Origin of the sequence: Bordetella bronchialis, assembly GCF_001676705.1 — a bacterium.
Classification (GTDB): Bacteria; Pseudomonadota; Gammaproteobacteria; order Burkholderiales; family Burkholderiaceae_B; genus Bordetella_C; species Bordetella_C bronchialis.
This window is the reverse complement of the sequence record NZ_CP016170.1, coordinates 1,472,879-1,489,128: the sequence shown is the minus strand read 5'-3', so window position 1 is coordinate 1,489,128 and position 16,250 is coordinate 1,472,879. Positions and strand designations below refer to the sequence as shown.

The following is a 16,250-nucleotide window of genomic DNA, read 5'->3' as shown; positions in this document are numbered from 1 at the left end:
GATCGATAGTATATCCGCAAAGGCGCCGCACAGAACGGCGCCATGCCCATACCACCAGGAGACAACGAATGTACCGCCGAATCACGACCAGCATGGTCGCGGCAGTGCTGTTCGCCTTATGGGCGAACGTCGCGGCTGCCGCTTTCCCCGATCGCCCCGTCCATCTCGTTGTCACCTTCCCGCCAGGGGGCGCATCCGACCTGATGGCGCGCATCCTGGGCCAGCGCCTGGCGGAAATATGGAAGCAGCCCGTGATCATAGACAACAAACCCGGCGCCGCCGGCTCCCTGGGCACCGAGTATGCCGCCCGCCAGCCGGCCGATGGCTATACGTTCATGATGGGCAATATGGGGCCGACGCTGGTCAATCCCCTGCTGAGCAAAGTGCCGTACAACATGGACCGCGACTTCATACCCGTATCGCTGGTGGCCACCGGTCCCGTGGTGCTGGTCGTCAATCCAAAGTCGCCCTTCAAGACCCTGCAGGACGTGATCCGCGCCGCCAAGGCCAAGCCGGGCGCCTTGAATTTCGGTTCGGGCGGCGCCGGCACCCTGGCCCACCTGAGCGGCGAAATGCTGGACGAAGCCGCCGGGATCAAGATGCAGCACGTGCCCTACAAGGGCGGCGTCGCCGCGGTCAACGACGTGATGGGCGGACAGATCGACATGATCTTCGCCGACACCCAGGCGGTCATGCAGTACATCAAGGCGGGGCGGCTGCGGCCGCTGGCCATCACCAGCGAACAACGCTCCCCGCAACTGCCCGACGTGCCCACGGTGGCCGAAAGCGGGCTGCCCGGCATGGTCGCCCTGAACTCCTGGGGGGTGTATCTGCCGGCCCGCACGCCCGCCGACGTGGTGGAGGCCTATCGCCAGGCAATGGCCAAGGCGATGTCCGAGCCGGGGCTGGTCAAGCTTTACAACGAGCTGGGCGTGGATGCCATGCATACCAGCGGCGCGGAACTGGTACGCTTCAACCGCGCCGAGACCGACAAGTACGAGAAAATCATCAAGGACAAAGGCATACGCGTGGACTGAACGCCGCGCGGACCATCGGAGAATCTAGGATGAGCAATGTGCTGCTGGAACAGGCCGACCGCATCGCCGACGAAGCCCTCAGGCAGGGCCGCGAGCGCGGCTTCGCGCCGCTGACCGTGGCCATCATGGACGCGGGCGGGCACCTGGTGGTGCTCAAGCGCGCAGACAACTCCGGCATCATGCGGCCCCAACTGGCCATGGCCAAGGCCTGGGGCGTGCTGGGCATGGGACTGGGCGGCCGCGAGCTGGCGCGCCGGGCGCAGGGCGCGCCGGCCTTCTTCGCCGCGCTGAACACGATTTCCGAAGGCCGCATCGCGCCCGTGGCCGGGGGCGCGCTGATCCGCGACGCCGCGGGACAGGCGATCGGCGCCATCGGGATTTCCGGCGACACGTCGGACAATGACGAGCTATGCCTGATCCCGGCCGTGCGCGCGGCCGGCCTGACGCCCGATACGGGAGACCCGCTGTAAGCGCCATGGTGTCCACGACCAAATCGACGCGCGCGACGCGATCCGCCGCGCCCGCCCGCAAGACATCCGCCGGTACCGCCAAGGCCGCCGCGCCGCGGCGGGCCGCGAAAGCGGCTCCCGCTGCGGAGAAAAAGCCGCGCCTGCGCGCGGCGGAACGCCAGCAGCAGATCCTGCATGGCGCCATCCGCTACTTCTCCGAGAAAGGCTTTGCCGGCCACACGCGCGAGCTCTCGCAGCGCCTGGGCATCACGCAACCGCTGCTTTACCGCTACTTCAAGTCCAAGCAGGACCTGATCGACCAGGTCTATCTGCACGTCTTCATGGGGCGATGGCAGCCGCAATGGATTGCCCTGCTGCGCGATCGCTCCATCCCGCTGGCCGACCGGCTGGTGCGCTTCTATCGCGAATACGCGCGGGCCACCTACCAGCCCGAATGGATACGCATCTACATGTTCGCCGGCCTGGAAAGCAGCGGGTTGAACCGCCGCTATCTGCAGCTGATCAAGAAAGACCTGCTGGCGCCCTGTTGCCAGGAGCTCCGGCACTATTGCGGCATGCCCGACGACACCCCCGTGTCGGAACAGGAGATCGAGTTCTACTGGACGCTGCACGACGGCCTGTTCTACACCGCGATCCGGGAAACGATCTACCAGTCGCCCATGGAAGTGTCTTTCGACGACAAGGTGCGTTATGCGGTGGACAATTTCCTGGCGGGCGCCAGGACGGTATATCCCCGCCTGGTGCGCGAAGAGCGGGAACCGCAAACCCGCGCCGGCAAGACGCGCCGGCCGGCGCCCGCCTGATGCCGGAGTACGGACTGACGCGATGCCCGGTATTGCTTGAAGATCGGGGCCGCCTGAAGCTCGGCGCCGCTTGAGCCCTGTCCCTGCGCCGCGTGGGCCCCCGGCCGGACCTGAAGCGGCAAGCCAGTGGGCGGCCAGGCGGCCTGCCGCCTAGCGGTCCAGCGTCTCCGTGCCGCCGGCGCCGCGCAGCTCGTCCGTCCCGTCCGCCAGCGTCACGAACAGCGGCGGCGCGGACACGGAATGCACGGATGCCTCGGCGGCGCTATCGGGCAGTTGGCGGAACAGGCCGTCCACGTAAAGGAAGGTCAGCTGCGCAGCCAGGTGGCGCAGGGCGCTGCCCAGATCGGGCAAGTCCTGTCCCTGGATGGCGCCCTGGTCCAGCCGGTAGCCATAGCGGCCTTGCTCCTCGAAAAGGTCGCCGACCTCCACGACTTTGCCGGCGGCGTTCTGGATGTACAGGCGGCCCGCCGCGGCGGACAAGGCGAACTGGTGCGCCGCCGGCGCGCCGTCGTGCACGTCCTTGGCGTCCAGGGGGGATTCCACGCCCAGCTCCATCGCCAGGCCCTGCACGGTGTCTTTCAGCGTGTTCATGTCCCGTCTCCGATTGCCGAAGCGATGCTCCCGCAACCGCCATTCCCGCCGTGGGCATGCGGGTTGCTTCTAAGCCCGGCCGCCTGCTCATCCATTCAGCGGCGACAACCCCGGAGCATTGCCATGACGCACCAGCCACGCATTACCGAAGGCTCGCCATTTCCCCTGGGCGCCACATGGGATGGCGAGGGCGTGAACTTCGCCCTATTCTCGGCGCATGCCACACGCGTCGAACTCTGCCTGTTCGATCCCACCGGCCAGAAGCAGATCGAATGTATCGAATTACCCGAATTCACCGACGAAGTCTGGCACGTCCATGTGCGCGGCCTGCAGCCGGGAACCGTCTACGGCTACCGCGTCCACGGTCCCTACGACCCCGAGAACGGCCATCGCTTCAATCCCCACAAGCTGTTGCTGGACCCCTACGCCAAGGCCTATGTCGGCGAACTCAAATGGGATCCCGCCGTGTTCGGGTACACACTGGGCGGCGACGACGCCGACCTGGGCCTGGACGAGCGGGACAGCGCGCCCTTCGTACCCAAGTGCCAGGTGGTCGACCAGAACTTCACGTGGAAACACGCGACCCGTGTCCGCGTGCCCTGGGAACAGACCATCTTCTATGAAACGCATGTACGCGGCTATACCAAGCGGCATCCCGCCGTGCCGGAATCGCTGCGCGGCACCTTCGAGGGGCTGGCCCAGCAGGCCGTGATCGACCATATCAAGTCGCTGGGCGTGACCTCGGTGGAACTTCTGCCCATCCACGTGTTCGTCAACGATAGTTATCTGCTGGACAAGGGGCTGACGAATTATTGGGGCTACAACACCATCGGTTTCTTCGCCGCCGATCCGCGTTATTTCGCGCGGGGCGCGGACATCACCGAACTGAAGGAAATGATAGACCGCTTCCATGAAGCGAACCTGGAGGTCATCCTGGACGTGGTCTACAACCATACGGCGGAGGGCAGCGAATTGGGCCCCACGCTGTCCTTCCGCGGTATCGACAATGCCTCGTACTATCGCTTGCTACCGGACCAGAAGCGCTACTACATCAACGACACGGGCACGGGCAACACCTTGAACCTGTCGCATCCCCGCGTTTTGCAGATGGTGATGGACAGCCTGCGCTACTGGGTCACCGAGATGAACGTGGATGGCTTCCGCTTCGATCTCGCCACCATCCTGGCGCGCGAGCCTGGCGGTTTCGACTACGAAAGCGGCTTCCTGAAGGCTTGCCGGCAGGATCCGATCCTGTCCAGCGTGAAGCTGATCGCCGAACCGTGGGACTGCGGCCCGGGCGGCTACCAGGTGGGCGGCTTTCCGCCGGGATGGGCGGAATGGAACGACCGTTTCCGCGATTGCGTGCGCGCCTACTGGAAGGGCGACGAAGGCGTGGTGGCGGAGCTCGCCGCGCGCATCACCGCATCCGGCGACAAATTCAACCACAACGGACGCCGTCCCTGGTCCAGCGTGAACTTCATCACCGCCCACGACGGCTTTACGCTGCATGACCTGGTTTCGTACAACGACAAGCATAACGACGCCAACGGCGAGGAAAACCGGGACGGGCATTCCAACAACCATTCGTGGAATTGCGGCGCCGAAGGCCCGACGGACGACGAGGAAATCCGCGCCCTGCGCGAACGCCAGAAGCGCAACATGCTGGCGACGCTGCTGTTTTCCCAGGGCACGCCCATGATCCTGGCGGGCGACGAGTTCGGCCGCACCCAGCATGGCAACAACAACGCCTATTGCCAGGACAACGAGATCAGCTGGGTCGATTGGGACATCGGCGATGACGGGCAGGCGCTGATCGAGTTCACGCGCAAACTGACGACCTTGCGGCACACCCTGCCGGTGCTGCGGCGCGGCCGCTTCCTGACCGGCGAGTATGACGAACAGATGAACGTGGCCGACGTGCGCTGGATCAGCCCGGCGGGAGTGGACATCGCGGACGACCAGTGGTCGGATCCGGGCATGCGCTGCTTCGGCCTGATCATCGACGGGCGGGCGCGGGCCACGGGCATCCGGCGTCCGGCTTCGGACGCGACACTGATGCTGGTCTTCAACGCGCACCACGACATGGTGGAATTCAAGGTCCCCGAAATCCCGGGCAGCGACCAGTGGACCTGCATGATAGACACGAACGCGCCCGTGCGCACCGAGCTTCCCAGCTTCGAATCGGGCGATGTGTACCAGGTCACGGGCCGGTCTCTGTTGCTGTTCGCCCTGCAGGCCAAGGGACAGACCGGCCGTGTGCTGGAAAACCTGGAAGAAGCGATGACCGACGAAGAAGCGCCCAAGGCCTGAGCGAGGCGGGGCGGACAGCGCCGGGCCATCCGCGCGTCGAAACAGGCGTCGGGACGATGCCGGTGTCTCGAACGAACCCGCAGGCTGGTTGCGGGCAGGCCGGCAAAGAAAACGGGGGCGGCCGATGCCGCCCCCGTTCCATCCGTGGATTGCGCCTTAGGGCTGATTGTTCTTCTTGATGTCTTCCTTGACATCGCCGGCGGCCTTCTGCGCCTTGCCCAGGCCTTGCTGGACGTCGCCCTTCAGTTCCTGGCTCTTGTTGCCGGTGGCCTTGCCCACGGTCTCGTTGACCTTGCCCTTGACCTGTTCGCCTACGCCCTTCACTTGGTCCTTGTTCATAGCGGTGCTCCTTCAGGAAAAACGCCGGAATTGGCGCATGTCCATGGTTCAGCAAGGGCCATGCCCAGCTGTGCGAGCGACGCCGGACGCGCCAAGGCGGGCGTGTGCCGTCCGCGCGCCGGCACGGAGGCGACTGTCGTCATGGCGTCGGCCTGCCAACCGCCATGGCGGCACCGTCCACGCACGCCACCAGCGATTCTTCCTGTCCCGCGACGACGACATGGCCGCCCGTGAAATCGGAGAACGCCGGCAGCACCGTCATGCCCGGCCGCAGCCAGAATGCCGGCCATGCGCGCGGCACGCCGGGCACGCGTACCTTGGGATGAACATGTCCCGCGATCACATGCCGTCCATCGGCATCCGCATCGGGCAGATGGCGGAACAGGAAGGGGCCGTCTTCATAACCCTGCCCCAGCTGGCGCACGCCCATCGCCGCGCCATCCAGCGCACGGTCGTGGTTGCCCGCCACCGCGGCCACGTCCAGGCCGGCATGCGCTTCGCGCCACGCCGTCCACATGTCCCGCCAATGGGCCTGGAAGGCGGGGCCGTGCAGCACGTCGCCGACGATCCAGAGCGCCCGCGCGGACATCGCGGCCACCAGCCACGTCAAGCGATCCAGGTCCCCGCGCGTGGCGCCGCTGGGGACGGCTATCCCCGCCCGCCGGAAAACCGCCGCTTTCCCCAGGTGCAGGTCGGCGACGATCAGGCGGCGCCGCGCGGGCCAGTACAGGGCGCGCGCACCCAGCAGGACAACCGGTTCGCCGGCCAGCGCCAGGGCCAGCGAACCCTCAGGCGACGTCCGCATAGCGCTTCTCCAGTTGCGCAGCCGCGCGCTTGACGCGGACCTGCCAGGTTTCCGTACTGAGCTGGCCGCGCAGGCTTTCCATCCACAAGGGGAATGAGAGCGGGCTGAGCGCACCCGGCTCGCACAGCGCCGGCACCCGGGTCTCGCAATCCTGCAACGCCGCCATCAGGCGCGGGGCTTCAAGCTGGTTCTCGAAGACCTCGCGTTCGGCCTGGGCCAGCAGGAGGTGGCCTGGATCGTGGCGGCGCAGGACGTCATAGAGCAAGCCGCTGGATGCCTGCACCTGGCGCAGCGAACGCAGCTCCCGGCCCGGAAAGGATGGCGTCAGCAGGCCCGCCACGCGCGCGATCTCGCGAAACTGGCGGCGCGCCAGCTCACCCAGGTTGACGCCGTCGCGCAAATCCTCGACGGCCTGCCGCGGGCTGAGCAATTGCCGCAGCAGGTCGGCATCCAGCCGCGCCGGTTCCGCCAAGGTCAGCATCAGGCCGTAGTCGTTGACGGTGTACGAGATGGTGTTGGCTTGCAGGCGCCCCCAGCGCAGGGCCATCATGGCCGCCAGGCCTTCGTGCACGGCCCGCCCCGCGAAGGGATATAGAAACAGATGCATGCCGCGCCGCGTGGCGATGCGTTCGGCCACCAGCCGGCCCGGCTCCGGCAGCGCGCCCACATGGCGCAGGATGCGCAGCAAGGGCTCGGCCGCGCGCATTTCCGGATGCGTGCCGGGATGCGCATACAGCCTTTCCACTTCGCGGGCCAATTGCGTGGACAAGGGCATGCGGCCGCCCTGCCAGGTCGCCACCGGACCGTCGCCGCCCTTCGCGCGCCGCACATAGGCCGTCATGCCTTCCAGCCGCACCAATTGCAGCGTGCGGCCGGCGAACTGGAAACGCTCGCCCGGCCGCAGGCGCGCCAGGAAGCCTTCCTCCACCGAACCGAGGCCGCCTCCGCGCAGGTATTTCACGGCGACGGCGCCGTCGGCGGTGATGGTGCCGATGGACAGCCGATGGCGCAGCGCGATACGGCGGTCATGCACGCGATAGATGCCGTCGCTGTCCACTTCCACGCGGCGGAACTCCGGATAATTGCCCAGCGCGCGTCCACCCTGCACGATGAAATCCAGGACGGCTTGCCAGGTGGCGCGATCCAGCGCGGCATAGGCATGCGTGCCGCGCACCTCGCGATACAGGGCCTGCGCCTCGAAGCCGCCACCCAGGGCCAGTGTCACGGCATGCTGCGCCAATACGTCCAGGCTGCCGCGCGGCGGCGGCCGCGATTCGATGGTGCCGCGCGCGATGGCCTGCCTGGCGGCGGCGTACTCGATCAGCTCCAGGGCCTGTGCCGGCACGCAGACGACCTGCCCGGATTCGCCCGGGCGATGCCGCGCGCGGCCGGCGCGCTGCAACAGGCGCGCCACGCCCTTGGGGCTGCCGATCTGCAATACCTGGTCGACGGCCGGGAAGTCCACGCCCAGGTCCAGGCTGGAGGTCGCCACCACGCAGCGGATGCGGCCTTCGCGCAGGCCCTGTTCGGTCTCGGCGCGCAGCTTCGCGTCCAGGGAGCCGTGGTGCAGCGCCAGCGTGGCGGGGTCCTCGGGCCAGATGGATTCCAGGGCACGATGCCACAGTTCCGCCTGCGCCCGCGTGTTGGTGAACAGCAGGCTGGCCCGCACGTCGAACAGGCGCTTGAAGACCCGCGGCAATTGCGACAAGCCCAGGTGGCCCGCCCAGGGCAAGCGGCGATCGCCCGGCGGCAGCAGCGTCGAGATCGTCATCTTGCGGGGCCGCGCGCCGGCGACCAGCGCCGCGCCGGGCAGATGGGGCAGCAGCACAGCGCGCGCTTCCTCCAGGTTGCCCAGGGTGGCCGACAAGCCCCAGGTGCGCAGATCCGGCGACAGCCGCCGCAAGCGCGCCAGGCACAGTTGCAGCAACACGCCGCGCTTGTTGCCCAATAGCTCGTGCCACTCGTCGACCACGATGCAACGCAGGGCGCCGAAGCGCGCCGACGTATCCGGATAGGAGAGAAGCAGGGCCAGGGATTCCGGCGTGATGACCAGGACATCCGCCCTGCCCTGGCGCGCCAGCCGCCGGTCGCGCGCGCTGGCGTCGCCGGTGCGCAGGGCGACGGTCCAGCCCAGGGCCAGGTCCTGCGCGATGCCGGACACGGCGCGCACGGTATCCACGGCCAGCGCGCGCAGCGGGGTCACCCACAACACCCGGGGGCCCGAGGCCGCCGCGGCGCGCGCGGCGGCGGGGTCGGCCAATGCCTGCAGAATGGGACCGCCCAAGGCCGCCAGGGTCTTGCCGCTGCCGGTGGGGGTATGCAGCAGGCCGGATTCGCCGGCCAGGTAGCGGCGCCAGGTCTCGCGCTGGAAGGCGGCCGCCTTCCAGCCGCGTGCCGCGAACCAGGCAGCCAGCGGCGCGTCCCAGGCGGTGGATGCGGCGTCCATGGTCGCCGCCGGGGCAAGCGGCATACCCGCTGAGTGGATTGCGCCGCCTTACGCGCCCCGCCCCCTCCAAAAGGTGCCCGCCATATGGTGTTTCGTGGATCCAAACTGCGACTTGCAATAGTGCAGGAGGCATACTGACATGGCCCTCGAAGGGCCTGGCTGCCGCGCAGGCTTCACCAATCCGACCTGGCGCGATGAACGCCAGCGGACCCAGACCTACGCACCGTGAGCGAAGGAACGCTGGATGGACGAGTTTATTTCGAACGTGCGGACGACCCATTGGGCACTAATCGCCACCACAGCAACCACGCTGGCATTCGCGCTGGCTCCGCGAGATGCTGACGAATATCACGCCGCGCGACTGGAGGCGCAATTTGTCGCCAGTTTGTCGGAGCGGCAACTCGCGATAGATCCGTTCCTCATGCCTCACGGGATATCGAGCCCAGATACGATCGCCGCAAAAAAACTATTCATCGATCACGGCATTGAGGTGGACGACGATTTCCAGTACTACGCGCCGATTCTGTCCGCAATGGAAGGCACCCGACTGACTTTCCCGCGATTGGCAACCTTTTCACAGGATATGCGGCCTCCCATAGTGCCGTTGCCGGGCTCCGACGACATGATAGAAGCGGTACAGCGCATCAAGGGGCGCAGGGGAATGGTGCGCTGCCTGGACGACACGAACGCTCTAGTTTCGTGCAAACCCGTGCCCGAGGGCTTGCCCTTGTCCGCGGCGCGAGTGCTCCGGCTGACTGATAATAATCACGTGGATAGCGATATCCCGTCGGAGGTCCGCCGTTCTGAACTGTTCCCAGATTGGCAGTTTTTCCTGACATTCGGGAAAAACGAAGATAAGGTGACTTATCACGCAGGCCAGCCTACTGAGCTGATAGCGATCTCCGATATAACGCAATCGCCTCACGAGCGGTTCCGGAAATTGGTGCGTTCTAACCCTCTCATTGCCCAAGCACGGGGCCGCACGCGGCCCCTCGGGCGCATTCTTGGGGTGGTCCAGGCTTGGGTTGATAAGTGGTGCGAGAAAAAGCTTGTCGTACGTAATAAATCCATCGAGCTGCAGAGGCGTCGAGTGAGTGAGGACGGCCGCGCTGCGTTGATACGGGGCGATTTTGGCGCATGGATAAAAATATCTGTCGACGCGAACGCGAACATCGGCAAGCTGGCGCGGGACTACTCGGAAAGCTGCCTGCCCGGACAGAACATAATGGGATTGCCACATCTGGACCCGGTCTGGCTCGAAATCGAAAATCTCGAGCCCAAGGCAGCGGTGACTCACCTGTATCGGAAAGAGAAAGAGGCCCAAAACAGAAGGACCATCGATCTGGGCGGTATGCGGGTGGAAGAAGCATCTGTCCGAGTGGTCGCGCCCATCGCATGCTTCGCCATCTCATTGTTCCTGCTTTCCAGCCTGACCATGGTTCGACAACGAAGTGTCGAACAGGTGGAACCTGGTGCCAAGGCGACCGCCGATTATCCTTGGATGGGGCTTTTCAGCGACCCACTTTCACGAGTGCTCACGGCGCTGACCATTGCGATCCTTCCCGTGGTCGTGCCAATTCTGATGCTGCTCCAACTGTCTGAAAAGTTGGATTTGGCATTTGCAATGGGTGTCTTGTTCACAGGGTGCACCGCCTTGGTTGCCTGTCAATCCATGAGGATCGTGCGGTTCCTGCGGTTGGATCGATTTCCGCCATAGATCTCGCATATAGCCTCATTCCAAGCAAGCGGTGCTCGGATCCATAGCAGGCTCGGACGAAGCCATGGGCACGCTTTCGGATGACGGCGCGTGCGAGTGAGTGCAGTCAGAGTGCAGCGGGCGGGCGTCCGAGTGCAGTAGTTGCGGGTAGAAGACGCTATCGCAGCCGAGCCGCCCCGGCGTAACTAACGGAAATATAAGGGAATTATGGCCCGCCCTACACGATTCGAACGTGTGACCGCTCGCTTAGAAGGCGAGTGCTCTATCCAACTGAGCTAAGGGCGGATGGCATGGACGCGGCATCGGCCGGCGCCGATCCGGGGAGCGGCGAATTTTACCCTGTCCCCGCTCCCGCAACCCGGGGCCGGCCGCAAAAACGGCGCGGGTCCTGTGGCATGGCCCTCACAGGTGTAATCCAATATCAGCCGCAGGTAACGAAGTCGTACACCCCTGCGCTAGGGACTTTACGCCATTCGTACACATCGTGGCGGGCCGCGGCGGAGCGCCGGCCCTTCCTCTGCCGTCATCGACATTACAGGTCGTTTCAACCCCTGCCAGGGGCGATGCTAGAGTGCAACGTCCCGAATCCAGGCAGCAGAAGACCCTATGCCACGCACTGTATCCCAGCGCCTGACACGGCAATTGGGCGGTATCGCCGCCCTGATCTCCGCGGCCGCCGCCTGCACCGCGCACGCGGGCGTCAGCTACAAGCTGGACCGCGCCAGCGCGGCCCCCGGGACCCGCATCCAGGTGCAGGCCGTCTATTTCAACGATACGGAGGCCGGCGGCCGCTGGCAGCCGCCGCGCAGCCTGGTGCTGCAGTGGCGCTCGCCCTCCGGCGCCGTAGTGCGCAGCCTGGCGCAAGCCGACAGCGACGACCTGGAGTTCAACGTGCCGGTCAACAACTTCGCGCGCATGTCATGGACCGCGGTCGTGCCGACCAACGTGACCGGCCTGCAGGCCGTCTCCATCGAAGGCGAACCGGCGCTGATGGCCCTGGACGCCAGCGGCATAGGCGCCATCGCGAGCAAGCCGGCCGACGTACCGGTGGTCGATGCGCGCACCGGCAAACCCTTGCCGCCCGCCGAAGTCGAGGCGACCGGCGTTTCTCCCGTGGAAGGCCCCGCGCCCACGCAGGTGGCGGCGCAATCCGCGCCGGATTCCATCGGCAACCCTGCCTTCGACCGGCTGCGTGCGGGCCTGTCGGAATACCAGCCGACCTATTTCGACCTGCGTACGCGCGACCGCACCACGGCCAAATTCCAGTTCAGCTTCAAGTACCGGCTGTTCACGCCCGAGCGCGGCGAGGAGGCCGGCTTCCTGGACCACCTGTACCTGGGCTACACGCAGACATCAGTGTGGGACCTGGAGGGCGATTCGCGCCCCTTCATCGATACGACTTTCAACCCCAGCCTGTTCTGGCTGTCGGAAAGGATGTGGCAATCCAAGGACAACAATTGGTCCCTGGGCATGGCCAGCGGCGTGGAGCATGCCTCGAACGGCAAGGCAGGCGACGACTCGCGCTCGGTCAACGACGCCTTTGTGCAGCCCGCCCTGAACTATCGCTTCCAGGGCGGCAGCACCTTGACCTTCGCGCCGCGCATCAAGGGCTATTTCGCGCTGGGGGACGAGAACCGCGATTACACCGACTACACGGGCTGGGTGGACTATCACCTGCGCTGGGCCCAGGACAACGGCCTGGTCGCGTCGGTGATGTACCGGCAAGGCGACAGCGCGCGGCGCACCACGCAGCTGGATCTGGCGTGGCCGCTGAAGCGCACCTTCCTGAACATGAATGGCTATTTGCACCTGCAGTACTTCAACGGCTACGGCGATACCCTGCTGGGCTACAACCAGCGGCAGCGTTCGCAGATAGGCATAGGCCTGTCGCTGGTGCCTTGACGGCCCGGGGGGCTCATGGCGCCGGCCGATACGCCAGCACCGCGCGCTGGGCGTCGATATGCGCGTAGAGCAGCGTCTCCACGGCGGCATAGTCGGCGGCCGGATAGATATCCTGGCCGATGCGCAGCCGTCGCGTCACGGTGACGATGCCGTCGGCGTCCGCCCGATGTCGCGCCGTGACCTGCCCGGCGGCAGTGGCGACATCCACATCGGCGGGCAGGTGCTCCACCACCGTCCCCGCCGGCAGGCGGATGCGGTAGGTCCACATATAGTCGCGCGCGCCTATCATCAGCGGGAAATGGCGCTTGCCGCCGCGCGCGATATAGGCGCGTAGATCGCCGCTGGGCGTCATATCGATGCCCAGCGGCACGGTCATATACGTGGAAGGCGAGGCCCGCACGACGCCATGCGGGCTGCTCCAGCTTCCCGATAACTTCAGCGGCTCCGCCAGGTTGCCGGGATCGCTGGCATGCAGGGATCCGAAACCGCCCTCGGGGGTGGGCGCGAGCAGGCGCGCGGCGAGCGTCTCCGGCGACCCGCCGGCGGCCACCGCGCGGCGCAGCGGCGCCTCCAGGCGCGGCGATGCGCTCATCGTATTCGTGCCCGTGACGGTGCCATCGGCCGCGATGGCCAGGCTGGCAACGGACCGGTACCGGTTCTGCTCCCGTGGCGATGCAGGCGTGCGCCGCACCTCGCCTCGGTCCGTCGCGATGACCGCCAGTTTGCCCGACAGCAGAATATCCAGCGCGCCCAGGGCCGCGTAAGGGTCGGTGGTATTGCCGTAGACATCGAAGTCGGGCAGGTACACCAGGGCATGGTTGAAGGACGAGCCCGACCACGACGGCAGCGGCTGCATGCGGTTGTCCCAATTGACCAGCGCCGCCTGGGCCCGTATGCCGACGGCCGCCAGCAAGGCCTGCATAAGGACTACGTGGTCCTTGCAATCGCCATAGCCGTTGCGCAGGACAGAGGCGGCGTCGTGGGGCACGAGATCGTCGGCCGGATCCAGGTAGACCGCCACGTAGCGGATGTGTGCAGCCACCCAATCGTGCAGGGCACGGGCGGCGTCCAGACCCTTGGCTTCGCCCGCGACGCTGCGGGCCAGCGTGGCGATTTCCGGCGTGACCGCGGCCTTGCCGGCGCTGCGCTGTGCATAGATCGCGCCGATTTCCTCGTAGCCGGACAGCGTGGACGCGACGAAGGCGGGGCCCACGTCCACGGGCGCCACCATATAGGGCTCGGCCGCGGGGGCCGCCTGCACGGCAATGGACGCGGTGACGACCCGCATGCCGTCCTCGACGGTCTCGTTCGTCTCGAAGCCGCCGCGCTGACGATAGGCCAGGGGCAGGCCCGCGGGCGCTTGGATGCGGATGTCCACCGCCGTATGGGCTTGCAGGCCCAGCAGCACGTTGGCGCTGAAGCCGAATATCTGCGGCGCCTTGATGGTGTGGCGCCACTTGCTATGCAGCACGCTTCCCGCCTGCAGTTGCGGGAACACCACCGTGGCCGTCTGCGTGGCGACGAAGCCGGGCGCGTTACGCGCCGCGGCGCTGGGCCGCGTATAGATACTGGCCGCCGGCACATCGATGCGGGTGCCGTCGGGATGCTGGATCCAGGCCTCCAGCACTTCCAGGCTTTCGTCGCCGGGATCGAAGTCGAAGGACGCGGTACCGGCATCGGCGCCCATCGCCGCCTCGGTCAGCCGCGTTTCTACCGTGCGGATTTCCGTGTAGCGCTTATCGGCTTCCACCGTGTATTCATGGCGCGCATAGTGTTTCTGGCCCGGCGCGATCTGCGCCTTGGCCAGGCCCGGCACGATGCAGGCGAACAGGACCCACACGGCCGCGGCCTGCCGGCCCCGCGACCGGGGACACCGCGCGGAAGTCGCGGTACGCGTATGGCAGCCATGGCCGCGGACTCTTCCGGGCAGCGAGGACAGGAATCGCAGCGATCGCAAATCGGTCTCCCACGGGGCATGCCCGCCACGGATCGGTCGACCCGTGCCTGGAGCGGGCAATCGGCGGCAGATTGTCCCATGGGAGTGGCGGGCATGGCATTCCGGCGCAAATGCGTTGGAGCGGCGCCGCGAGGGCGCCTTCCCCGCCAGGGTGCCGCGTCAATCCCCGATAGGCGTATGCGAGGCCACGCCGCTGCGCAGCTCCAGGTCCGGCATGCGCCGCACCACCAGCAGCGACAGGACGGCGATGCCCGCGCCGAAGGCGAAGATATCGCGGAAGGTCGATGCCACGCCGTCCATCAGGACGCGCCGCGTCCCCTCGGGCAGGTTGGAGAGCACGTCGCTGCCATGCCGCAGGGCCCCCAGGTCGATCTGCTGAGTGATCCCGGCGGCCAGGAGCGAACCGGCGAAACCCAGGCCCAGCAGCGTGCCGGCCAGCGCGCTGCCGAAGGCGCTGCCCATGGACCGCAGCACCAGCACCGACCCCGTGCCGGCGCCGATGTCGCCCGGCTCCAGCGCGTTCTGCACCACCATGATGGTGGCGACCATGCAGGAACCCAGGCCGACACCCGTCAGCAGCGTGGCGGCCAGTACGGCCGCCAAGGGCACGCCGGGACCCATGAAGGCCAGCAGGCACAGGCCGATGCAGCCGCCGATGAAGCCGGCCGACAGAATGCCGCGCATGCGTCCGGTGCGGCGCGCCAGATTGCTGCTGATGATGTTGCCCAGGACGTTGGACAGCAGGAAGGGGGTGACGAACAGCCCGGACTCGGAAGCGCTGGTGCCGCGCACCAGCTGGAAATACAGCGGCAGGGCGAAGATGCACAGGAAGATCGCCAGCGCGCCCAGGGAAGAGGCCGCGATGCCGCATACGAACACGCGGTTGCGGAACATGCGCGGAGGCAGCAGCGGATCGGCGGCGCGGCGCTCCTGCCACACCAGTCCGCCCAGCGCGGCCGCGCTCAGGGCGACCAGCCCCAGTATCTGCGGCGAAAACCAGCCGTAGCTGGCGCCGCCCCAGCTCAGCGCCAGCAGGCAGGCAACGATAGAGGCGGCCAGCAGCAACGAACCCATGATGTCCAGGCGGACCTTGCCGCCGCGCGGCTTGAGCATGCGCAGGCCGCGATTGCAGGAGTACATGGCGAACAGGCCCAGCGGCAGGTTCAGCCAGAACAGCCAGCGCCACGAAAGATGCTCCGAGACGTAGCCGCCCACCAGCGGCCCGGCGATGGAGGCCACGCCCCACACGGCCGCCATATAGCCCTGGTAGCGCCCGCGCTGGCGCGGCGCCACCACGTCTGCGATGGCGGCCTGGGCCAGCGACATCAGCCCGCCGCCGCCCAGGCCTTGCAGCACGCGGAAGGCGATCAACTGGTCCAGCGTCTGCGCGAGCGCGCACAACACCGAGGTGACCACGAACACTCCGATCGAGATCGTCAGCAACTGGCGACGTCCGTAGATATCGGAAAGCTTGCCGTAGATCGGCGTTGTCACGGTCGCCGCGATCAGGTAGGCGGCGACGATCCAGGACAGGTGCCCGAATCCGTTCAGGTCCGCGGCAATGGCGGGAACCGCGGGAATCACCACTGTCTGGTCCAGCGCGGCAAGCAGGATACAGAGCACGATGCCGCCGATCACGCGCATGATCTCGCGGTGGGTCAGGCTGGCGGGGGATGCTGCAGGGGCGGACGGTGAAGCGAGCGTGCCGGTGGGCGTGGACATGATGCTGCGGGGGGCGCGACGGAGAAGCTGGCCGGTGACCAGGGCCAAAAAAGGGGACGACGTTGAAGTCTTATATAAGTTATATATATTAATATATATCTCATACTCCCGAGCCGTACGCGTCCATCGATCCATCGAGAAAGGCGATACC

The 16,250-nt window shown here is 66.6% G+C and carries 12 protein-coding genes and 1 tRNA gene; 6 read left to right on the top strand and 7 right to left on the bottom strand.

Annotated elements, in window-relative coordinates; translation table 11 throughout:
• The first annotated feature begins 68 nt into the window (after positions 1-68).
• From BAU06_RS06625 to BAU06_RS06615, 3 genes are read left to right on the top strand one after another with little or no spacing between them, the layout of a single operon-like run.
• Positions 69-1,037 (top strand): Bug family tripartite tricarboxylate transporter substrate binding protein, encoded by a 969-nt coding sequence (locus BAU06_RS06625; protein ID WP_066345925.1) that lies wholly within the window; start codon positions 69-71, stop codon positions 1,035-1,037.
• 29 nt (positions 1,038-1,066) lie between these two features.
• The gene (locus BAU06_RS06620) at positions 1,067-1,507 is read left to right on the top strand and encodes a GlcG/HbpS family heme-binding protein (protein ID WP_066345923.1); all 441 of its coding nucleotides are present in this window, start codon (positions 1,067-1,069) and stop codon (positions 1,505-1,507) included.
• Between the two features lie 5 nt (positions 1,508-1,512).
• Positions 1,513-2,310: a TetR/AcrR family transcriptional regulator gene (locus tag BAU06_RS06615; protein ID WP_197509444.1), complete on the top strand. Its 798-nt coding sequence runs from the start codon at positions 1,513-1,515 to the stop codon at positions 2,308-2,310.
• A 150-nt stretch (positions 2,311-2,460) separates the two neighbouring features.
• Here BAU06_RS06615 and BAU06_RS06610 read toward each other — a convergent pair whose 3' ends face one another.
• Positions 2,461-2,901 (bottom strand): hypothetical protein, encoded by a 441-nt coding sequence (locus BAU06_RS06610; RefSeq protein WP_066345920.1) that lies wholly within the window; start codon positions 2,899-2,901, stop codon positions 2,461-2,463.
• 123 nt (positions 2,902-3,024) lie between these two features.
• Here BAU06_RS06610 and glgX point away from each other — a divergent pair, with 123 nt between their 5' ends.
• Entirely contained in the window at positions 3,025-5,211 is a 2,187-nt protein-coding gene (glgX, locus tag BAU06_RS06605; RefSeq protein WP_066345919.1) for a glycogen debranching protein GlgX, read from the top strand.
• A gap of 156 nt (positions 5,212-5,367) precedes the next feature.
• Here glgX and BAU06_RS06600 read toward each other — a convergent pair whose 3' ends face one another.
• The 3 genes from BAU06_RS06600 to BAU06_RS06590 all read right to left on the bottom strand — a co-directional run bounded on the left by BAU06_RS06600 (position 5,368) and on the right by BAU06_RS06590 (position 8,801).
• Positions 5,368-5,550 carry a CsbD family protein gene (locus BAU06_RS06600; RefSeq protein ID WP_066345917.1) on the bottom strand — a complete coding sequence of 61 codons (183 nt, stop codon included), beginning with the start codon at positions 5,548-5,550 and terminating at the stop codon, positions 5,368-5,370.
• A gap of 139 nt (positions 5,551-5,689) precedes the next feature.
• Complete coding sequence (gene pdeM / locus BAU06_RS06595; RefSeq protein ID WP_066345908.1) at positions 5,690-6,355, bottom strand: ligase-associated DNA damage response endonuclease PdeM; 666 nt, start codon at positions 6,353-6,355, stop codon at positions 5,690-5,692.
• Positions 6,339-8,801, bottom strand: coding sequence for a ligase-associated DNA damage response DEXH box helicase (locus BAU06_RS06590; RefSeq protein ID WP_066358279.1), 2,463 nt, complete (start codon positions 8,799-8,801; stop codon positions 6,339-6,341). Before BAU06_RS06590 ends, pdeM begins: the two co-directional genes overlap by 17 nt.
• A 244-nt stretch (positions 8,802-9,045) precedes the next feature.
• Here BAU06_RS06590 and BAU06_RS06585 point away from each other — a divergent pair, with 244 nt between their 5' ends.
• Positions 9,046-10,518, top strand: a complete 1,473-nt coding sequence (locus BAU06_RS06585; RefSeq protein ID WP_066345907.1) for a hypothetical protein — start codon at positions 9,046-9,048, stop codon at positions 10,516-10,518.
• Between the two features lie 208 nt (positions 10,519-10,726).
• Here BAU06_RS06585 and BAU06_RS06580 read toward each other — a convergent pair.
• Positions 10,727-10,803 (bottom strand) — tRNA-Arg (locus tag BAU06_RS06580).
• Positions 10,804-11,124: 321 nt separating this feature from the next.
• On the opposite strand from BAU06_RS06580, the gene BAU06_RS06575 reads away from it, so the two are divergent.
• Positions 11,125-12,420 carry a phospholipase A gene (locus BAU06_RS06575; protein ID WP_066345906.1) on the top strand — a complete coding sequence of 432 codons (1,296 nt, stop codon included), beginning with the start codon at positions 11,125-11,127 and terminating at the stop codon, positions 12,418-12,420.
• 13 nt (positions 12,421-12,433) lie between these two features.
• On the opposite strand, the gene BAU06_RS06570 is transcribed toward BAU06_RS06575, so the two are convergent.
• Both BAU06_RS06570 and BAU06_RS06565 read right to left on the bottom strand, forming a co-directional pair.
• On the bottom strand, positions 12,434-14,260 hold the full coding sequence (locus BAU06_RS06570; protein ID WP_066345905.1) for a DUF3857 domain-containing transglutaminase family protein: 1,827 nt from the start codon (positions 14,258-14,260) through the stop codon (positions 12,434-12,436).
• 276 nt (positions 14,261-14,536) lie between these two features.
• Positions 14,537-16,099, bottom strand: a complete 1,563-nt coding sequence (locus tag BAU06_RS06565) for an MDR family MFS transporter (RefSeq protein WP_335617493.1) — start codon at positions 16,097-16,099, stop codon at positions 14,537-14,539.
• Positions 16,100-16,250 lie beyond the last annotated feature (151 nt).